Consider the following 20797-nt stretch of genomic DNA (forward strand, 5'->3'; position numbering starts at 1 on the left):
CGTGATGTCTCCGTTTTGGAATTGTAAAGAAGCAGATCTGAGGCACTTGGGACGAGCGGTAGCCGCGGGCACCGTCCGCTCCCGCCAAGTCTAGTACGAGGGAAGACGTTATCCAATTGCGTATTCCGCGCAACCGATTCCTGCTGGTTATCGATCCGACAACGTAAACCCTTATCGAAACCGCTCATTGTTCTATGCCCGCAGCGCCGAGCGCAGCGCTTCGAGAAAGCGCAGATACGCTGTCGCGCCTGGGTCGGCATGCCCGATGCTGCGCTCCTGCACCCATGCGGCGCGCCCCTTCTTCGATTGCTGGCTTGCCGTCGCCGTTACCTGCTCCTGCGACTTCGCAATCATCGCGTCGAGCACGGCATCGGCGGAGCCGGATGTGGCTTCGAGCGTATCGAGGCTAGGCACGAGCGCGTCGAGTACGGTCTTGTCGCCCACCTGGCTTTTGCCGCGTTCGATAATCCGGGCTGCCACCGCACGCCCGATCGCGAGTGCATCGGCTTTATCGATCGCGTCCTTGCCTGTCACCGCCTTCGATGCAGCGAGCAGGCCGCCGCCGATCAGCGCCGCGAACGTCGACGGGTTCGCTGTCGAAAATGCCTTTCCCGAAGCAAGCAAAAGTTCGGATACCGATGCTGTTTCGGGCAACGCGCCAATCGCCTTGACGACCGCGGCTGATCCGGATTGCACGGTGATGCCGAGATCACCGTCGCCAAGCGCGGCATCAAGCTCCCGCAACTCTTCGGCGTGAGTGGGTAAAACAGTAAGCGTACGCGTGAGCAAGTCGCGCAGCTCAATACAGGAAAGACTCATGACGTTCCCCTCTTTTCAGCTTTGCGACCAGTCATGAAAGAAAGGTGATCGCGCAGGCGCGGCGAGCAGCGCTTCAAGCTCGTCGTCGACCAGCATGATCGTGATCGAAGCACCGGCCATTTCCAGGCTCGTCACATACTCGCCCACATACGAGCGTGCAATCGTCAAACCCTGCTCTGCGATGAGCGCGGCCGAACGTCGATAGAGCAGATACAACTCTTCGAGCGGCGTGGCGCCAAGCCCGTTGATCAGCACCGCTACACGCGAACCCTTGGGCGCCGCGAGATCGCGCAAAATTTCTCTGGTAAGCCGCGTAGCGATTTCATCCGCCGTTTCCAGCTTGCCGCGATGCGTGCCCGGCTCGCCGTGGATGCCAATGCCAATCTCCATCTCGCCTTCGGGCAGCGTGAAGGTCGGCTTGCCGGCCGCGGGCAGAATGGTCGGCGACAAACCCACGCCCATCGTGCGGCACTGGTTGTTCGCCTTCGCCGCGATGCGCGCCACTTCCTCTAGCGAATCGCCGCGCTCCGCCGCTGCGCCCGCACACTTGAAGACGAATACCATGCCCGCCACACCGCGCCGGTCAGCGCTACGTTCGCTGGGCGCGGACGCCACGTCGTCGGTCAGCAATACGGTCTTCACATCGATGCCATCCGGCTCCGCAAGATCTGCTGCCAGATCGAAGTTAAAGACGTCACCGCCATAATTGCCGTACACATAGAGCACGCCGGCGCCGCCGTTCACTGCTTTGGTCGCTTCATAAATCTGCTCGGATGACGGCGATGAAAACACGTTGCCCACCGCCACACCGCTGCACAGCCCCTCGCCCACATAGCCGAGAAAGCCCGGCATGTGTCCCGATCCGCCGCCTGTCACGATGCCCACGCGGCCCTGCTTCGGCGCATCCGCGCGCACGAGCGCGCGGCGGTCGGCCGTTGCTGCCTTGATCCAGCCCGGATGTGCGATCAACAGCGACTCGATGATTTCATCGACGAACTGATCGGGCTGGTTGATGATCTTTCTCATGCGTGTCTCCTGAATGAGGTTAGTTCTTGCGGCGCTGACTGAGCGCGTCGAGCATGACGGCAGCGAAGATAACGCCGCCCTGAATGAATTGTGTCCAGAATGGATTGACGCCGAGCAGCGACAGTCCGACGTTGATCACGCCGATCAGTACCACGCCAATGAACGTGCCCACGATCGAGCCGCGGCCGCCCGCAAGCGACGTACCGCCGATCACCACGCCGGCGATCACCTGCAATTCGAGTCCGTTCGCCGCCGACGGCAAGGCCGAATTCAACCGCCCTGCGAGCACGATGCCCGCGATGGCCGCTGTCACGCCTGCGAGCGTGTACGTGAGAAAAATCACGCGGCCTACCGGAATGCCCGCGAGCCGAGCGGCTTCCTTGTTACCGCCGACCGCGAACACCTGATGTCCAAACGTGGTCTTGCGCAGCAGCACGTGACCGACGATAAACACCACTAGCATCACGAGCATCGGCGCTGGAAGGCCTGCTACGCTCTTCGCGCCGAACGCGGTGAACGAATTGGGAAAATCGAACTTCGTGCGGCCATCGGAGATGGCAAGCGTGAGGCCGCGCGCCATTGCCATCATCGCCAGCGTGACGATGAATGGCACGAGCCTGAACCACGACACCGAGAAGCCATTCAGCGCACCCACGATCGCACCGACCGCCAGCGCCACCCCGAGTCCGCCGATCCCGAGCCCGACGTTCCCCGCCGCCGATCCAGCCATGACGGTCGCAGCCACCATGCCGCTCAGCGCCACGAGCGACCCGACCGAGAGGTCGATGCCCGACGTGATGATCACGAAAGTAGCGCCGACTGCCGCAATGCCGACCACCGAGACCTGCACCATGACGTTGGTCAGCGTGCTGGTGGTCAGGAATTCCGGCGATGCGATCGAGAGCACCACACAGATCAGCACGAGCGCCGCGAAGAGCGGCCCGATGCCGCTGCGCAGTTGCCGGATGAGGCGCTGCGAGAACGCCTCCGAATCCGCCTGTTTGGTTGTCGTGGACGTCATGCCCCTACTCCTGTCGTAGCCCATTGAATCACCGTTTCCGAATCCGCCTTGTCGCGAGCAATTTCCGTGACGATGCTGCCCCGGTACATCACCAGCACACGGTCCGACATGCCGAGCAGCTCCGGCAGTTCAGAGCTGACCATGATTACCGCCGCGCCCGACCGCGCCATGGAAACCATGTGCGCATAGATCTCCGATTTCGCGCCCACGTCGATACCGCGCGTGGGCTCGTCGAGCATGATGACGGCCGGATTCGTGGCGGTCGCACGCCCGAGAATGACCTTCTGCTGATTGCCGCCCGAGAGGTTGCCAGTGATCTGCATGACCGACGGCGCGCGCACGCCGAAGCGCGTGCTTGCCTCCTGCGCGAGTGCGCGCTTGCGGGCGTTGCTGACGAAACCGCCTGTGGCAAGCGCCTTCAGGCTCGATAGAGCAACGTTCTCTTCGATGCTCGCTTCCAGCACGAGGCCTTCGAGTTTGCGATCCTCAGCGGTGTAGACAAGGCCGTGTTGCACGCCGTCGCTAGGCGATTTGATGTTGACCTTCTGGCCGCGCACGACGATTTCGCCTTGCGTCACCGGCAACGCGCCAAAGATCGCCTTCAGCAATTCGGTGCGCCCTGCCCCTGCGATGCCCGCAATGCCGAGGATCTCGCCCGCTCGCACACTGAGCGAGGCGTGCCGCACGATGGGCGGGCTCGCCAGATCGCGCACCTCCAGCACAACCGGGCCATATTCGCGCGGCTCCCACGGATAGAACGATTCGAGGTTGCGCGCGACCATCTCCTGGACAAGCTCCTGCTCGGTCCATTGCGACATCGGACGCGAACTGACGGTGACGCCGTCACGCATGACGACCGCCGAGTCCGCCAGTTCGAACACTTCTTCCAGGTGGTGCGAAATAAAAATGATGCCCATCCCCGCTGCACGCAGACGGCGCACAACGGCATAGAGATTCGCGATATCGCCACGTTGCAATGCGGCGGTAGGCTCATCCATCACAAGGATGCGCGCCTCGCGCGCGACTGCTTTCGCGACTTCCACGAGTTGCCGCTTGTTGAGCGGCAGATCGCCAAGGCGCATTGACGGCGACACGCTCTCGAGCCCGACTTGCGCAAGCGCCTTGCGCGCATCGTCATTCGCTTCGCGGCGCTTCACGAAGCCGCCTTGCGACGGCATGCGCCCGAGGAACAGGTTTTCCGCCACGGTCATGTCGTTGACCAGCGACAGCTCCTGGTAAATCACCGCAACACCCGCGTCGATAGCAGCGTGCGTCCCGCGCCCAAGCGGCACGCCGTTGATCGCGATGCTTCCCTCATCAGGCTCGTACGCACCCGACAACGTCTTGATCAGCGACGACTTGCCCGCGCCGTTCTCGCCGACAATCGCCATCACGTGACCGGCTTCCAGCGTCAAGCTCACGCCGCGCAAGGCCTTCACGCCCGGAAAGCTCTTGACGATGCCTTCCATGCGCAACAGCGGCGCATGACCGCCCGGCGTGGCGGCGAGCCCGCCGCCTGCCACCTCCGGCACATTCGTTTCGGCACTCATGTTCGATTCTCGTCTGGCTTGAAGCATGCGGCCCGCAATGCGGGCGCGCATGTTCGCATTTACAGATTACTGGCTGACCTGCAGCGACCAGAGGCCGTACTTCTTGGTTTCATCGGAGTCGATATTCGACTTGTCGATCAGCAGCGTCGGCCACGCGTAGTTCGCCGGCACGTCCTTCTTCGCTTCGTAGTCCGTGATGAAGCTCAGCGCCTTGGCCGCCATTTCGATCGGGTTCTGCGAGATCGTGGCGTCCTGCTTGCCTGCGCGAATCGCCGACAAGGCCTGCGCCGTGCCGTCCGCGCCGATCACCATGATGTGATCCTTGTCGCCGAGCGGCTTGTAGCGGTTCGCGTTGTCGATCGCCTTTTCCGCACCTACCGTGTTGTCGTCGTTAGCACCGAACACGGCGTCGATCTGCGGGAATTTCTGCAGAATGTCCGTCATGGCATTAAGCGACTTCTCCTGGTCAAACGCGCCTTCCTGGCGTGCCACGATCTTGATGTCCGGATACTTCGCCATCTCGTCGGAGAAGCCTTTCTCGCGATCCGTTGCGGCAGTCGTGCCGACAAGGCCGATCAGGTCGACTACATTGCCCTTCGGCGAGCCGTAACGCGCCTTCAGTTGATCCGCGATCCACTTCGCGCCTGTCGCGCCGAGGGCCACGTTATCCGACGCCACGAACGAGGTCACCTTGCCGCCGTCCGAGCCGCGATCGAGCATGAACACGGGAATACCCATGCTATTGGCTTTTTCTACGGCCGGAATGATTGCCTTCGAGTCGATCGGGTTCAGCACGAGCGCATTCACGCCCTGGCTCAGGAGGTTGATCGCGTCATTGACCTGCTGCTGTGCGTCGCCGTTCGCGTTGGTCTGTACGAGGTCGAAGCCCTGATCTTTGGAGCCCTTCTCCACGCCCAGCTTCAGGCCGACGAAGAACGCGTTGTTGAGCGTGGACACCGAGAAACCGATCTTCGTCTTGCCACCCGCTGCGGGTGCCGCACTTGCCACTGCCGGTGCGCTTGCGCCCGCGTCGCTCGCCGCCGTGCCCGAAGACGACGGCGATTCGCTCTTCGAACAGCCTGCCAGCACCGTAGCCGCACACAGGACCACCGTTCCCGCCGTGGCGCCGAGCTTGCCCCATGCATCGAATCTTCCTGAATTCCAAGCCATGTCTGTCTCCGTTTTTCACGTTATTAAGGCGGTTTTGCTACGCGTTGCAGATGTAGCGTGCGATGCAACGATCAGTTCTACTGCGTTCTCTTCGGACCATAACTTCTGAACTTCTCTACGACGATCTGCATCTCTTCGTCGGGTAGCACGGGCGGCGTACCAAGCTGGCAAGCCAGCAGGTACTGCTTCGCCAGCACTTCGACCTCATGCGCGAGCCACAACGCACGCGCAAGATCGGGGCCCAGCGCGATCACGCCATGATGCGCAAGCAGACAGGCGCTGCGTCCTTGCAGGGCGGCGACGGCATGATCGGAGAGCGCCTGGCTACCGAAGGTCGCATACGGTGCGCAGCGAATGGAGTTGCCGCCAGCCGCTGCGACCATGTAGTGATGAGCGGGAATATCGCGGCCGTGAATGGCAATCGCGGTGGCCGCTGCCGAATGCGTGTGGACGATCGCATGCGCGTCCGGTCGCGAGTGCAATATGTCTCGATGAAAGCGCCACTCCGACGAGGGTCTGGCCTGATCGAGCACCGGCGACGGTTCCTTGATGTCCATCGGCAACCAGACAATCCCGCTTGCCCGCAACTGCGCGGCCGGAACACCGCTTGGCGTGATCAGAAAGCCGTCGAGCCAGCGCGCGCTCACATTGCCGGAGGTCCCCTGGTTGATGCCCAGGCGCTCCATTTCGCGCACGGTAACGACGATCTGTTCACGCAAAGCGTTTTCGCTCATGCCGCGTCTCCTTCCATGGCGAACAGCGTTGCAAGGTTTCGCGCAAAGGGCGCCTTCACGATGCCGCGCTCCGTGATAAAGCCGGTCACCAGCTCGTGCGGCGTCACATCGAATGCGGGATTGCTAACCTTCATATTGGCTGGTGCGATACGCTGACCATAGAGGTGCGTGACTTCATCGTCACGGCGTTGTTCAATCACGATGGCGTCGCCCGTTGCCGTGTGCAGGTCCAGCGTGGAGGACGGACAGGCCACGTAGAACGGGATGTCGAAATGCCGCGAGACGATTGCCAGCGCCAGCGTGCCGATCTTGTTGGCGAAATCGCCGTTAGCCGCAACACGATCCGTCCCGACGATCACCACGTCAACGAGTCCTCGCGCCATGAGCGAGGCCGCCATGCTGTCGGTGATCAGCGTCACATCTACACCGGCCTGCTGCAACTCATAGGCGGTGAGGCGCGCGCCTTGCAACAGTGGGCGGGTCTCGTCGGCGTAGACGCGGAATTTCGTACCTGCGGCGTGCGCCATGTAGATCGGAGCGGTTGCCGTGCCCAGGCCAGTCGTGGCGAGCGCCCCCGCATTGCAGTGGGTCAACACCCCGCAACCTTCGGTGATCAGCGGCAAGCCGTGTTCGCCGATGCCTTTGCACAGCGCGCGGTCTTCGTCGTGGATTGCGACGGCTTCATCGATCAATACGCGTAGCAGCGACGCCGTTTCGCTCGCAGGCGACGCCTGCGCCGCCTGAAGCATGCGCCTGAGGCTCCAGCTAAGATTGACCGCCGTGGGCCGCGCGCTGTCGAGATACGCCGCCTGCTTCGCCAGATGCGCGCGGAACTCGGCTATTGGCAGATGCAGGCTCGTGCGCATCGCCACGCACAATCCGTACGCTGCAGCGACGCCAATAGCCGGCGCACCGCGCACCCGCAGTTCGTGAATGGCGCGCCAGACTTCCTCGGCTGTCGTCAGTTTTTCAACGACGGTTTCATGCGGCAAACGCGTTTGATCGAGGATCGACAAGCCGTCGTTTTCCCATGCGATGGTCGCGGGAAGGTTAGAAATGGACGGCGTGGAAACCATGCGTGCTCCGTAGGCATCACGGGTTGAAAGGGAATGGGTGCGGGTCATGAGGCAGATCCAATCTCCCGCGCAAGACCAATGACGTCTTCTACACCTGTCAGCGAGGCGCGTTGGATTAGCAGCGTTTCCGCACACTGCAGGCAACGCACTTCGATCGCGGCGCGGGCAATATCATCAGGAATACGCGTGATCTCTGCCACTTTTGCCATGCCGACAATGCGCCGGATCATCTTGCATCCTGCAAAGCCGAGCGTGTCCGCAAAGAGTTGTTGCATGAAGCGCGCCCTGAACGCATCGGCGCATACGCGACTCGGGTCGTTGCCGATGAAATGCGTCTTGCTGCGCCCTTCGTGATCGCGCCAAAGCGCCTGAAATTTTGCCGAGAAACCTGACCAGATGTCGCGCACCTGATCGAGCAACCACGCCTGATACGGTTCCGGCGATGCGCCGTTGACGCGGCCATGCCAGTCGCGCGAGAAATAGGCCAGCAGCAGGTTGGCAATGATCGCGCCGACGTCAAACGCCATAGGTCCGTAGAAAGCGAACTCGGGATCGATCACGTAGGTCTCGTCTTCATTGACCATGATCGAACCGGTGTGCAGGTCGCCGTGAATCAGCGTCTCGGCATGGTTCATGAATGCCCACTTCATCTCGCCAACCGCGGTGCGCAATTCGGGCGTGTGCCGCAACCGGTCAATGGCCGCGCGTGGCAACGCCGCGCTATAGACGTTCGAAGAATGGTCCTCGAACGGATACGTAAATACGAGATCTTCAGTGATCCTGCATAGTTCGCTATTGACCGCAGCGGCCATGGCCTGCTTCTTGATGTCGGGCGCGAGAAAAAGATCCGAGCCGAAAAACAGCGTATTGGCGAGAAACGTGGAGAGATGGTCGGCGAGCTTTGGATACAGCACGCCATTCATTAACCCCTGGCGCAGAATGCAATGCGACGACAGTCGCTGCATCACCATCAGGAAGAGCTCGCTGTCGGCATGGTAGACCTTCGGCACGTGCTCCGGGCATAGCGCACCGAAGCGCCGGAGAGCTGCAACCTCGCGCTCGAGCCGCTCGCGCGTGAGCGGCCAGGTCTTGCCTACAAGCCGTAGAAACGGCGGGGCCTGCTTGACCACCACGCTCTTTGCCGGCGTCCTCGCATTGCTCGCGAAGTAGACGTAGTTCAGATTGCCGTCGCCGACTTCGGCAATATCCAGCTCAGCCGGCTCGCCGAGCAGCTTGTGTACAACAGGAATGCCTCGCAGATACGCCGACAGCTCGGACGCATTCAACGCCTCAAATTCCATAGTGCCTCCTCCGCGATCGACCCAACCGCGCGCCCGCTATCAGTGACGCTTGCGTACCAGGTCGAACTTGAAGATGCTCGTGTTGTAATAGTCGTTGCTATAGCAAAGCGGGTCGCCGCTTTGATCAAAATCCACTTCGTCCAGCAACAGGAACAACCCAAAGCCGTCGCCCAGTTCGGGCAGATCGCGCGGTGTCAGGATGGTCGGCTGGATCGATGAATGCGTATGCGAGAGTCGCCTCCCGGTACGGTAGAACATGGCAAACAGCGATTCGCCTAGCTCGCCGTTCGCGGCATCGAACACCTGCTTCGGGACGATGTCGATGCAGTACGCCGCCACGGCATCATCAGCCCTTCTGACCCGCTCGATCCGTACACATGGATCACCCGCTTTCAGTCCCAGCTTTTCGGCCAGACTTTCCGATGCCTCGATGTGCTCAATCTGCAGACGACTGGTGGACGGCACCGCGCCGACGCTCTTGATCATATCGGTCACAGACATCAGATCATCGAGACCGCCCTGCAATTTCAACGAAACTTGTCTGATGAAGGTACCTCGACCCTGCACACGCGAAAGCAGCCCGTGCGAGATCATCTGCGCCACGGCTTCACGCAAGCTCGAGCGTCCCACGCCCAGCAATTCGCAAAGCTCGATCTCCGTAGGAATCTGATCGCCCGGTTTCAGGCCCTTCTCGCGAATCATCGCAAGAAGCGAGTCCTGAATCTTGTCGCTCATCGATCGTTCTACGCTCAGGCGCATACGCAGGCCCATCCGTTGTTCTTTTTTAAAGAATACATCAGACGTCTGATGTTTTTCTCAGGATTTACCCTGGCTGATGCAGCCAGGGCGCGTCAGCGAGCCGGCCTTCAATGAACTCCTTGAGCAGTCTGACCCGTTCCGGCAAATGCGGCCGGTACGGCGCAATCCACTGAACGTCGGAGTCCAGCTTTGCGTAGTCACGCAACACGTGAGTCAGGCTCCCGCTCTGAATGTGCGCGTAGACATCCCAGTACGGACGAAGCGCGATGCCTGCCCCACTCATTGCCCAGTCACGCAACGCCTCGCCGTTGTTGCTGGAAAGCGGGCCCGAAACGCGTACGTCGATGGTCGATTCCTCGACGCCCGGCGGCGATACACGATTCAGGCGCCACACGTACGATGGCATGTCGCGCTCGAGCATCAACAGGCACGTATGGCGCGAAAGATCAGCGGGCGTCTGCGGCATGCCCGCACGCTGCAGATAGTCGGGCGCCGCGACAATCACACGGTTGTTCTGCGCCAGAGTGTGGATGATCCATTGCGTGGACAGGGGGCGCCACAGCCACACCGCAGCATCGAAACCCTCCGCCTGGAGATCGGGCAACGTGTTCCGGAGATGCAGTTCGATCCGAACGGATGGATACAGGCGCGAAAATGCGTCGATGACCGGTGCCATCCACTGTCGACCAAAGCCGACGTTACACGCCAGCTTGATCAGACCTACCGGCGTGGTGCTGAAATCCGCAATGCGGGCCTCAAGGCTTTCAAACCCTGCAACCAGTTGCATGGCCTGCTCGCAATAGAGATCGCCTTCAGGCGTGGGCACGACGCTACGGGTGGTCCTCCTGAAGAGACGCACGGCCAGTTGAGCTTCAATCTGCGCAAGCCGCTTGGTGATGGCTGCGCCGCTCACCCCCAAACGCCGCGCCGCGCCGATCAGACTGCCCGTTTCCCGCACCGCCAGCACCAGCATCAGGTCCGCTCGCTCCAGCATTCCTAACCTCAGGTAAATAAAGAAGTGAGCCATTATGGTATTGCAAGATCGCAATGAGGCGCCAAGAATGCATTGATGCAGCGGCGATGAATACGGCGTCGCAACAAAGTGCTGCACGGCGCGCCTAATGATGCGCAAAGCCACTATAAAGACGGAGACAAACATGGAACTCAGCTTGCCGTCAGCGCTGCGAAGTAACTACGCGATCATGGCGAGAATCGACCGGTTGCCGAGGTCGCGTCATCTGATGAAGATCGTCGCGCGAATTGCTGCGGGCGGCTGGTTCGAATTCTTCGAACTGTTTATGCCGGGCTTTATTTCGTTGGGTCTGGTGCGCTCCGGCATCTATACGATCGCCAACAAGGGCTTGCTGGATGTTCATAGCTTTGCCAGCTTTCTCGCTTCGTTCTTTATCGGCATGTTTCTTAGTACTGCTGCTTTCGGCGCGGTGTCCGACCGTTTTGGACGGCGCGCGGTGTTCGTATATTCGATGATGGTCTACTCGGCTTCGCAGTTTGCGGTGGCCGTCCTCAGCGATCCGTTGCTGATCGATCTGGCGCGCTTCATAGCCGGCTTTGCCGTCGGCATGCAACTCGTGAACAACGATTGTTACGTCACGGAGCTGACTCCCCGGGCGAGCCGCGGCCGCTACATGACGACTTCGTACATCTTCGTGCTGTCGGCCATTCCAGTGGCGGCCTTGCTTGCTGCGATCCTCGTGCCGCTCGATCCGTTCGGAATCGCTGGCTGGCGGATCGTCGTGATGATCGGCTCGGCTAGCGGCCTGATTGTTTTCCTGCTGCAACGCGGTTTGCCGGAATCGCCGCGCTGGCTTGAAGTCCACGGCCGGGTGGAAGAGGCGGACCGTGTGGTACGTGAGATCGAACAGGCTGTGGAAAGCGAGCGTGGCGCGCCTTTATCCGCGCCCGATCTGAGCGTGCCGGATCCGATTATCGAAAAAGGGCGATGGAGAGAAATCTTCAGCCGCTTCTATCTGCCGCGCACGATCATCGTGTCGCTGTTCCAGTTCTCGCAGACCATTGCGGTGTTCGGCTTTACCGCATTCGTGCCGGTGCTGCTCATGCATCACGGATTTTCGATCGTCCACTCGCTCAACTATTCGCTCGCGATCGTGCTGATGGCGCCGGTTGGCGCTGCCGTAGGCAGCTATTTTTCCGAACGTATCGAGCGCAAGTGGCAGCTCGTTTTATGCGCCTGTCTGATCGGCGTGGCGGGAACGTTGTTTGCCACGGGCCACAACGTGCCGCTGATTGTCTGCACGGGTGGACTGATCGCGCTTGGCAACAACTGGATGATTGCCATCTTTCACCCCTATGCGGCGGAACTCTTCCCTACGCGCATTCGTGCCCGCGCCATTGGTTTCACCTTTTGCTGGAGCCGCGTCAGTTCGGTTTTCGTCGGCTACTGGGTGGGCGATCTGATGGCCAGTTATGGTCAACGTGGCGTGTTCCTCATGATTGGCCTTGCGATGGCAGCGATCATCATTGGTATCGGCGGGTTCGGTCCGCCGACTAACGGCCGCAGCCTTGAAGAGCTTTCGCCATGAATCGTATCGATCATTAGACATCCTCATTTGAACGGAGAAAGCGGTATGAAAATAGGTATTCTGGAAGGCGACGATATTGGTCACGAGGTCGTGCCCGAGACGGTTAAAGTGATGCGAGCGGCTGCTGAGGCGACCGGTCTTGAGATCGACTGGCATCCCGTTCCGATTGGCCGCAAGGCGTACGACACGCTCGGCCATACGTTGCCTCCCGGCACTCTGGAAAAACTGGAATCGCTCGACGGGTGGGTGCTCGGACCCATCGGACATATGGCTTATCCGAAAGTGCCTGAGGCAGTCAATCCGCATCCGATCTTGCGCAAACACTTCGATCTGTTTGCGAATATCCGCCCTTCGCTTTCGTATGCCGGCATTGAGTCGCTGCATCAGAACGTCGATCTAGTCATCGTGCGGGAGAACAATGAGGGGTTTCAGCCAGACCGCAATGTTGTGGCCGGGTGCGGGGAATTCCGGCCTACTCATGACGTAACCATTTCGGTGCGCGTGATCACCCGCGCCGGGTCGTCGAAGGTGTTGCACGAGGCGTTCAAGCTGGCACGATCGAGACGCAAACAGGTCACCGTGGTTCATAAGGATACGGTTTTCAAGCTCGGCTGCGGCATGTTTGTTGAGGAGGCCAAGCGTATCGCGGCTGAGTATCCGGATGTGGTCATGAACGAAGCGATTGTCGATACGTTCGCGATGCGTCTCGTGATGACGCCGCAGAAATACGATGTAATCGTCACCACCAATATGTTTGGCGACATTCTTAGCGATGAGGCAGCGGGACTTGTTGGAGGTCTCGGTTTGGCGCCGGGGCTTTCAGCTGGGCCGCGGCATGCGATGGCTCAGGCCACGCATGGGTCGGCCCCCGACATTGCTGGTCGCGGCATTGCAAATCCGTACGCGATGGTTATGTCCGGGCAGATGCTGCTTGATTGGCTCGGGCGCAAGCATGACGTCGCCAAAGCACGCGAAGCCGCTGTGCTGATCGAGAAAGCGGTGGGCACCGTTATGCGTGAGAAGCGTTCGCTTACGGCTGATCTGGGTGGGACCAGTAAGACTCATGAGATGGGTGACGCTATTGTGCGGGCCATTGGGCAAAACTAATCGGTGCGGAAGGGGCTTCGAGGTTTGGCCGCAAGTACCCGTCGATTCACTCAAGACGATCGCGGCCAACCCGATGGTGCTTCGCACCTGATCATCGTCGCGTTGGCCTTTTCAACCGTCAGGTTAACCGAGCGTGCGCCGTGGGGTCGCGTCCGATGACGCATACCCGCCGGCACAGTGAGCAGCTGGCCGGATTGGACGTCGACCGATCCATCGTCGAAATCAATGGTGAGCACACCTTCAATGACGAGGAATGTTTCGTCAGAGTCGGGATGCAGGTGCCAGAAATATGGGCCGTCCATGACGCTCAAATGAACATCGTGGTCGTTCACGCTGGTCAGAACCCGATTCGAGTAGCCCTGAAGTGTGCCACCCGCGAGCGCACCAATGTCGATCGGCTGGATCATGTCGTCTCCCGTGGAGCGCCGTTGGACTAACACTGCACGGCGCAGGCGCGCCGCGCTTTCCATCGTCCCAGCATAGCCCGCGGTTGAAGCGTTCTCCAAGCCAAAAATTCTCGTGAGTATGTGAGCGGAATTGACCGGTCACGGCAGAACCAAACCGGTTGGGTTCGGCTCAATGATGGCGGAATGATCAGGTAGACCTTGCAGCTTCGCTTATCACGGCGTTGCTTCGCATCCACTCCTCGAGCCCGCTGACCGCGATACCCCGTTGCGCGTTGAACGTGCTTTGCTGATCCCACGCTACACCACGCCCTTCCGCAAAAACAACACGATACTTCCGCAGAGAATCATCAGGTTCCTGGACCAGTTTCCGCTTCAGTTCATCCACGCTCCAGGCACTGCGAAGGACTTCCGTGCCCATCAGTCTGTCGATCGTGTCCGCCAGTTGCCGGTAAGTCACTGTGTCGCCCGCGATGTACACCACCTGGTTGGCAATTCTCGGCTCCGAGAACACAATCTCCGTGGTCAGCGCGCCGATGTCCTCCGCCGTCGTCACCGTCACCGCGTTGTCCCAACCGCCCAATGCGTTCACAGTGTTCCGGGCCAGATCCACAACACCGAACGCTGGTTCGAACAGGAAACTCGTAAACATACCGGTCGAGACAATGACCCATTCGGTCTGCACTTGCGAGCGGAGAAGATCGCGCACGTCGAGTTGTTCGTCGAACAGATCCTGCGCGCTTCCTCTACCGATCACCTCATAGTCGACGCCGAATTGCCAGGGGAAATACCGTTTGACTCCGGCATCCAGCGCGGCTCGGGCGAGCTTGAGTTGTACACCCGGACCGCCGACAAACCCGGTGCATGAAATGACGGTATCGAACCGTCGGAAAATGGTCGCGAGCTCAGTGCCCGATTGGTCCGAAAGATCTCCTGGAACGATTTCGACGCCTAACGAGCGTAGCTCTGCCGCGTCCTTCTGTTTGACGGGGTCCGCAGACTGGATGGTCGCCGGACGGAGTAGCACTGCCACGGGGATGGCGGCAGGCGCCGTTCGGCGCACCAGTGTGCGCACTACAGCCATGCCGAGCTCGCCAGCGCCTAGAACGAGAATGCCGTTGTCGTGCAACATATGCGTTACCTCTTTGAAGAAATGGAGTTGAGTAGAAGCGGAGTTCGCGACCGGACTACGTAGCACTCGCTTCGTGCTGACTGGAGAGTCGGGCCGTCGAATGATCAGGAGTGTAGGGGCGCACAGGCGCCGCATTGTTCGCCGTGGCGGAATACAGAAAGCATCCGCGGCGAATCAGCCGGCTCTACTCGCAAGCCGGACAGACTCATTGGGCGGGAACGTCCGGCGGTGACGGTATGATGGGTGTCCCTCGAGCTGCCGGTCGCGCTCTGCTGACGACCAGACCCAACGCAGACCACGTATGGACAAACTTCTGGCAATGACCACCTTTGTACGCGTCGTCGAGGCACAGAGCTTCAGCAAGGCAGCGGAGACGTTGTCGATGCCTCGATCGTCCGTCACGACAGTCATCAAGAATCTGGAGACTCATCTTGGCACGCCGCTGCTCAGGCGCAGTACCCGAACGCTCAGCCTGACCGATGCGGGCGCGCGTTACTTCGCATCGTGCCAGGCCATTCTGTCCGACATTGCGAAAGCGGAGATCGACCTCTCCTCTGAAGCGATGACCCCGCGCGGGCGCGTGCGGGCAGGTATGCCGGGGCTGATCGCCCGGGCGATCGTCTTGCCGAGGCTGCCCGAGTTCGAGAAGCGCTTTCCGGACATCGAACTGGTGCTAGGGCTCAGCGACCGACCCGCGGACCTGATCTACGACGGCATTGATTGCGTCATCCGCACTGGCGAACTGACGGACTCGACACTGGTAGCGCGTCGGCTTGGGCAACTAGGTTGGCTGACCTGCGCGTCGCCCGGCTATCTCAGGGAGCATGGCGAGCCCGATTCGGTGAACGCCCTAGGCGCTCACCGCGTGGTCAATTACATATCGAATGCGACCGGCCGTCCGCTTGACTGGCGCTTCAAGGTCGACGGTGAAGATCTTGCGATCACGCTGCAAAGCCGTTTTTCCATCAACGAAACGGAAGCCTATTTGCAATGCGGTCTGGAAGGCCTGGGGCTGATCCAGATATCACGATTCGCAGCATCTCCCTACCTGCAAACCGGACGGCTCAAGGAAGTGCTGGCTGACGTGCGATGCACGCCAGTACCGATTTCCATTGTCTATCCACTTGGCCGGAATGCAAGCGCCGCGATCAAGGCATTTGTCGATTGGATCGTCGAGATCGCGACGACAGCTTCGTTTCAATGACGTGTAGTCCGAAGCACTATCAGGAAACGGGTGTTCGGACGGTCGAAACGCCCTTCTGCCCTGCGATGCCTCGTTAGTCGCCGCCTTGGTAAAGTTCACGCATCTGCGCTGCCTGGCCATTTTTCTGAGAATCTTCCAGTTCACGCATCACTTGCTCGCGTGCAGCAACTCGATGTTCGGGAAGAGCTCCCTGAGGAGAAGCGCCAATCCGGCTCTGAAGAGCTCGTGATCATCGACGATCAGTACGCGCATTTCATCGTCTCCCACAACCGCATTCAAGGCGAGCGGCCATTACACAGCGGACGATGCTACATCTGTAGCAATCATCCGCTGTGTTCAAATCGATTTCATCTGACCGGTTCAATCTTGAAGGCATCGACCGCGACACCAAGGTCCACACCCTCCCCGCTGCCGCTCAACGCCATCGACGTCGTTCCCTTCGTCAGCACCTGGGCAGTACCGCTATTCCCCACGCCGGCCGAAGCACCGGCCTGCGCATAGCTGCCGTACACATCCCGGATGCTATAGACATTGCTGATATCGCCGTGGCCGGTGACGTGGAACTTGCCGGCCGTCAGGCCACCGCCGTGCACGCTAATTGTGACAGCGGCCTTTTGCCCATTATCGCAAGTTACTCTGCCGCGCCCTTCGGCATGTTGGTAAATCGCCGACCATCCAGACATGCTGAAGGTCAGATGGCACTTCACCGGTGCACCGGCTGCCTGAGCCGAGGTGGCGGTCAAACCAGTCAGGGCACCCACGCACAGCAACGTGGCGGCAGTCGATACAAGGGTACGCTTGCTCATAGAAGTCTCCTGGCACATGAATAAACGTTGTCAAGTGTAACCATCATTCGGCGTTTCGGCAGGACTTTTCAGGCAACTCAGGGCTAGGCCTAGTCAAGCCACCCCTGCCTGCAATGGGGGTGCGCAACGCTCGGCCTTGCCACGGGAGGACCGGGGTTGCGGCGACGCCGCGTTTCAGGCAAAGTAATATTCACCGAGAAGAGGATGCCAACCGGCGCCCCACCTTAACCGTATCAACGCGACCAATCCTCGGTTTTTGGACAGAAACAAGACATCATGGAATTTTTGAGGAACCTTCCGCAACGACCTCCGGTGCCCGCAGTAGCGGCCGGAGTTTGCTCGCGACCTCAAAATGCGCACAAGAAAGGCTAGTCGCCTGCGCCTTGCGTGAGACTGAACGATCCGGACGCCCCCTGCGGGCGTTTTTTATTTTCAGACCTATTTTTTCGCTGAATTTAAATCCGGAGCACATGATGAAATTCTCACAGCAGTTTTTCTCGAACAGCTTTTTTGAGCAAGACAACGACAGGCTTGAGCTGACCGACCTTGCTCGCAAGTCATGCCTTATCCACCAGGACGCTGCAGGACTTTACTCGTGGATGTCACTGGGATTGAGAGCCCAACGCCGCGTCGAAAGCATTGTGCGCGAGGAGATGGACCGAGCCGGGTTCTGCGAAATGCAGATGAGCCTTCTGCAGGATGCCGACCTGTGGCGGCAAAGCGGGCGGATAGACGTCTACGGCGACGAGCTGATGAGGTTGACCAACCGGACCGGCCGTCTGTTTTGTCTGGGTGCGACGTGCGAGGAACTGGCCACCAACATGGTCAAAACTCACTACAACAAGACAGACATGAGCGTGGGCCTCTATCAGTTTGGCAACAAGTACCGCGACGAGTTAAGGACGCGAGGCGGATTGGCGCGGGCCAAAGAGTTCATCATGAAAGACGCCTATACATTCAACGCTACGGAGGAAGGCGCACGGAAGGCGTATGAGGCCGTTCGCGAAGCATATATCCGCATCTTCCGCCGCCTGCAGCTGGACGTCGTCATAAAGTCTTCCGACAACGGGGAAATTGGCGGCCGAAGTTCGGAGGAGTTTCACGTCCTCAGTGAGCTGGGCGAGGACGAAACCGACGGACGCAAATCGCTTGAGTGTGCCCACATCTTCGACCTTGGCGACCGCTACTCGAAGGCTATGGGACTAGTCAACGCCAAAGGCGAGTTCGTCAAAATGGGCTGCTTCGGAGTGGGTATCTCGCGTCTGGCAATGCTCCTGCTCAACCGTCAGCGCGACGAGCGAGGATTCTGGGGCAGCGAGTCGTTCAATACTTTCGACGTCGTGCTGACGGTCATCGATTGGGAACGCCAGGCGCACCAGGAGGCAGCCGAGGCGATGCGGCGCGATCTGCAGGTGAGAGGACTGAGCGTGCTCTTGGACGACCGCCAGGCGCAAGCTGGCAAAAAGCTCGCCGACGCTGAGCTGATCGCGTGCCGGCAACGCGTGGTAATCGGCAAAAACGCAATCGCCTCCGGCCGCTTCGAGTGGATGAACCGACGAACGATGGCGCGCGAAACCGCGACGGCGGGAGAAGTCGCGGATCTTTGCGCGAGACCGCTCTAGCAACACGAGCCGCGAATCGCTACCAACGTCGCTTCCATGAACCGGCGGAAGTCCTCGTGCACGAATCGCGAGATAAACAATCCGTCGGGCAAACCCCCGGGCGAAACTTATATTCCCAACGCATGTGCGTGCCCCGGTCGCTTCCTGAGAAGCGAAAATCCGAAAGCGCGTAGGTGACGTATCGACCCGTATCGTTCGTGAGACTCCATATCTTGAACAGAGTCGGCACTCCATCTTCCCTACAATAGCAAGGGAAGTGCTTACGAAAATTCCAATAAAAACTTACAGTAATTACCCTTATCAGGACTCGCTAATCGACTTAGCATTCACCCTTCGCGTGACATACGAATAAATTACAGACCAATGTCGAGCCGGGGTGAATTGTGAAATCAAGTGTCAGTAGTAAGCTTTTGTCCGTGGTTATCCTGCTTGTGCTTAGCATGGTGAGCTTAAGCGTGTTTTTTCTCGTCAAGCTCGACGAGTCTAACGCGCGCTCGGCCGAGATGTATGAACGAGACTTCCGCGACGTATTGACGATAGGCGAAGTGGATGGCCTTCTTACCCGATCCGACATCAATATTCTGCGCATGATCGCGATTGGTGATCCTGCGTCTATTGCGATCTGGAAGCAGGAGAACAACGACCGCTTCACCGCAGTGGACAAGGCGCTAAACGAACTGGCTGCGCATGATGACGGCACTCAGGCCAGCGTAATCGCGAATTTGCAGAGTGCCTACCAGCGCATGCAGGCCGGCATGAAACACCAGGTCGAACGAATCGAAGCCGGCGACATCAAAGGCGGAGCGGAGGTTAACCGGCTTGAAGTTAAAGAGAATGCCAATCAGGTATTCAGCATTCTGACCGCGATGAAACAGCATGTGCAATCCGCTGCTCAGGCAAAGCTCATTGACGAGCAGACGGCTGCCAGTCACCTTCGGATTTTATCTATTGTGATCGTGGCTCTTGTATCGCTGCTGGCCATGATCGTTGGTATTCGGGTTGTCCGCTCGGTAACGACGGCGCTGCAAACCGCGCTTGATGTCGCAAATCACATCGCGGCAGGAAAGCTCGGCAATGACATCGTCAATGTTTCGCTCGACGAATCCGGTCAACTTCTGGATGCGCTCAAGAAAATGGACCGGCAACTCAGCGATACGGTGCGCGGAATCAAGGCAACCACTGAATCGGTCACGGTGGCGTCGCGTGAAATTGCCAGCGGCAATACCGATCTCTCCGCTCGCACGGAGCAGCAGGCGAGCTCACTGGAAGAAACCGCGGCCAGCATGACGCAGTTGACCGAAACGGTGAAGCAGAACGCCGACAACGCCCGCCAGGCGAATGCCTTGGCCACCCACGCTACGGACATAGCCGATGCCGGTAACGACTCGGTTCAGGCCATGGTCGGGACAATCGGGGAGATTAGCAGCAACTCCAGCAAGATTTCCGAAATCACCGGCGTGATTGAAGGGATTGCGTTCCAGACGAATATTCTCGCGCTGAACGCTGCTGTGGAAGCAGCGCGTGCTGGCGAGCAGGGTCGAGGCTTTGCTGTCGTAGCCAGCGAGGTTCGCAGTCTGGCTCAGCGTTCGGCCGCCGCTGCCAAGGAAATCAAGGAACTGATCAGCTCTTCCGTGACGACGATCCACGAGGGTGCGCAGCAGGCAACCGAAGTCAGCGCCACCATGGGTCGGGTCAAGCAGGCGATCAAACAGGTCTCCGATATTGTCGGCGAGATCGCCGCGGCGTCCGAAGAACAAAGCCGCGGCATCGAGCAGGTGAATCAGGCCGTCAGCCAGATGGACGAAGTCACGCAACAGAACGCGGCGCTCGTCGAGCAGGCTGCCGCCGCAGCTCAATCGCTGGAAGAGCAGGCGATCAGTTTGAAGGATGCCGTGGCCGTGTTCAAGGTAGCCGATACGGGGCAATTCGCGTCACACGTCGCGACTCCGCAAAGCAAGCCTCGCCTGCCCGCTCCCAAGGCTCCCGCCGTGCGTCGTACGGAGCCACAAAAGCCGAAGGCTGCCGCCCGGGCTCCCGAGGCTGACAGGCACGCTGCTGCCGTTGGGGATACCGGGAAGGCCGACTGGGAAACATTCTGATCTGCAGATACATCATGTTCAGTCTCTTCAAAATGCAGGGCGACGACGCAGACGTTGAGGCGGCCCTGGTTTCACCGGCGCAATCGTCGCCGGTACCGGCCCCTCAGTCCGCGATAGCGAGCGACGACACGTTGCTCGATTCACTCGCGACCCTGTCAACGCTAAACGGTGTCAGTCTGCTACAACACAGCGCACGCCTTGAAATCATCAGTGGGTTGCTGGCTTCCGTGTTGACCCGCTTGCCCCTTGCGATGCGCGAAGGTGTCGCCGAGTCGTTCCGAGGCAGGGTTGAGAAGCTGATGTCTCTCAGTGACGACCGGCCGTTGCCGGAAACGTACCGCTCGGCGCTGTTGACCGAGGTCAACCGGTATTTGAACGCGCTTCGGTAGGCTGGGTACGAAGCCTT

The 20797-nt window shown here is 59.7% G+C and carries 19 protein-coding genes; 6 read left to right on the forward strand and 13 right to left on the reverse strand.

From position 1 onward, the window contains the following. Positions 1-192: 192 nt before the first annotated feature. From P3T24_RS24710 to P3T24_RS24755, 10 genes are all read right to left on the reverse strand, one after another. Positions 193-819, reverse strand: a complete 627-nt coding sequence (locus P3T24_RS24710; RefSeq protein ID WP_429438690.1) for a DAK2 domain-containing protein — start codon at positions 817-819, stop codon at positions 193-195. A gap of 15 nt (positions 820-834) precedes the next feature. Then, the gene (locus P3T24_RS24715; RefSeq protein WP_429438693.1) at positions 835-1845 is read right to left on the reverse strand and encodes a dihydroxyacetone kinase subunit DhaK; all 1011 of its coding nucleotides are present in this window, start codon (positions 1843-1845) and stop codon (positions 835-837) included. A gap of 19 nt (positions 1846-1864) precedes the next feature. After that, a complete protein-coding gene (locus P3T24_RS24720; protein ID WP_074267967.1) occupies positions 1865-2866 on the reverse strand; it encodes an ABC transporter permease in 1002 nt (333 codons plus the stop codon). After that, on the reverse strand, positions 2863-4416 hold the full coding sequence (locus P3T24_RS24725; protein ID WP_429438696.1) for a sugar ABC transporter ATP-binding protein: 1554 nt from the start codon (positions 4414-4416) through the stop codon (positions 2863-2865). Before P3T24_RS24725 ends, P3T24_RS24720 begins: the two co-directional genes overlap by 4 nt. A gap of 66 nt (positions 4417-4482) precedes the next feature. Further along, on the reverse strand, positions 4483-5586 hold the full coding sequence (locus tag P3T24_RS24730; RefSeq protein ID WP_074267966.1) for a sugar ABC transporter substrate-binding protein: 1104 nt from the start codon (positions 5584-5586) through the stop codon (positions 4483-4485). 77 nt (positions 5587-5663) lie between these two features. Next, the gene (locus tag P3T24_RS24735; protein WP_429288544.1) at positions 5664-6320 is read right to left on the reverse strand and encodes a class II aldolase/adducin family protein; all 657 of its coding nucleotides are present in this window, start codon (positions 6318-6320) and stop codon (positions 5664-5666) included. Continuing rightward, positions 6317-7396, reverse strand: coding sequence for an S-methyl-5-thioribose-1-phosphate isomerase (mtnA, locus tag P3T24_RS24740; protein ID WP_429438699.1), 1080 nt, complete (start codon positions 7394-7396; stop codon positions 6317-6319). The genes P3T24_RS24735 and mtnA overlap by 4 nt, the downstream gene beginning before the upstream one ends. Positions 7397-7440: 44 nt before the next feature. Further along, positions 7441-8697, reverse strand: a complete 1257-nt coding sequence (gene mtnK / locus P3T24_RS24745; RefSeq protein WP_429438702.1) for an S-methyl-5-thioribose kinase — start codon at positions 8695-8697, stop codon at positions 7441-7443. Between the two features lie 39 nt (positions 8698-8736). Beyond that, positions 8737-9432 (reverse strand): GntR family transcriptional regulator, encoded by a 696-nt coding sequence (locus tag P3T24_RS24750; RefSeq protein WP_429409880.1) that lies wholly within the window; start codon positions 9430-9432, stop codon positions 8737-8739. 88 nt (positions 9433-9520) lie between these two features. After that, the gene (locus P3T24_RS24755) at positions 9521-10450 is read right to left on the reverse strand and encodes a LysR family transcriptional regulator (protein WP_429409882.1); all 930 of its coding nucleotides are present in this window, start codon (positions 10448-10450) and stop codon (positions 9521-9523) included. A 163-nt stretch (positions 10451-10613) separates the two neighbouring features. Between P3T24_RS24755 and P3T24_RS24760 the strand changes: the two genes are divergently transcribed. Both P3T24_RS24760 and P3T24_RS24765 read left to right on the forward strand, forming a co-directional pair. Then, complete coding sequence (locus tag P3T24_RS24760; protein WP_429438704.1) at positions 10614-12017, forward strand: MFS transporter; 1404 nt, start codon at positions 10614-10616, stop codon at positions 12015-12017. A gap of 45 nt (positions 12018-12062) precedes the next feature. After that, positions 12063-13124, forward strand: a complete 1062-nt coding sequence (locus tag P3T24_RS24765) for an isocitrate/isopropylmalate dehydrogenase family protein (RefSeq protein WP_429438707.1) — start codon at positions 12063-12065, stop codon at positions 13122-13124. Positions 13125-13174: 50 nt separating this feature from the next. Here P3T24_RS24765 and P3T24_RS24770 read toward each other — a convergent pair whose 3' ends face one another. Together P3T24_RS24770 and P3T24_RS24775 are read right to left on the reverse strand one after the other, a co-directional pair. Beyond that, entirely contained in the window at positions 13175-13531 is a 357-nt protein-coding gene (locus P3T24_RS24770; protein ID WP_429438710.1) for a cupin domain-containing protein, read from the reverse strand. Between the two features lie 187 nt (positions 13532-13718). Continuing rightward, positions 13719-14660 carry an aromatic alcohol reductase gene (locus tag P3T24_RS24775; RefSeq protein WP_429438712.1) on the reverse strand — a complete coding sequence of 314 codons (942 nt, stop codon included), beginning with the start codon at positions 14658-14660 and terminating at the stop codon, positions 13719-13721. Between the two features lie 301 nt (positions 14661-14961). Between P3T24_RS24775 and P3T24_RS24780 the strand changes: the two genes are divergently transcribed. Continuing rightward, positions 14962-15864: a LysR family transcriptional regulator gene (locus tag P3T24_RS24780; protein ID WP_429438715.1), complete on the forward strand. Its 903-nt coding sequence runs from the start codon at positions 14962-14964 to the stop codon at positions 15862-15864. Between the two features lie 347 nt (positions 15865-16211). Here the strand turns inward: P3T24_RS24780 and P3T24_RS24785 are convergent, their stop codons facing one another. Continuing rightward, positions 16212-16670 (reverse strand): hypothetical protein, encoded by a 459-nt coding sequence (locus P3T24_RS24785; RefSeq protein ID WP_074267957.1) that lies wholly within the window; start codon positions 16668-16670, stop codon positions 16212-16214. A gap of 470 nt (positions 16671-17140) precedes the next feature. On the opposite strand from P3T24_RS24785, the gene P3T24_RS24790 reads away from it, so the two are divergent. The 3 genes from P3T24_RS24790 (at position 17141) to P3T24_RS24800 (ending at position 20780) form a co-directional block, all read left to right on the forward strand. Beyond that, complete coding sequence (locus P3T24_RS24790; RefSeq protein WP_429438718.1) at positions 17141-18292, forward strand: aminoacyl--tRNA ligase-related protein; 1152 nt, start codon at positions 17141-17143, stop codon at positions 18290-18292. Positions 18293-18675: 383 nt separating this feature from the next. Continuing rightward, on the forward strand, positions 18676-20391 hold the full coding sequence (locus P3T24_RS24795; protein WP_429438721.1) for a methyl-accepting chemotaxis protein: 1716 nt from the start codon (positions 18676-18678) through the stop codon (positions 20389-20391). A gap of 14 nt (positions 20392-20405) precedes the next feature. Next, positions 20406-20780: a hypothetical protein gene (locus P3T24_RS24800; RefSeq protein WP_429438724.1), complete on the forward strand. Its 375-nt coding sequence runs from the start codon at positions 20406-20408 to the stop codon at positions 20778-20780. Positions 20781-20797: the final 17 nt, after the last annotated feature.

Source organism: Paraburkholderia sp. GAS33 (assembly GCF_050436645.1).
Classification (GTDB): Bacteria; Pseudomonadota; Gammaproteobacteria; order Burkholderiales; family Burkholderiaceae; genus Paraburkholderia; species Paraburkholderia phenazinium_B.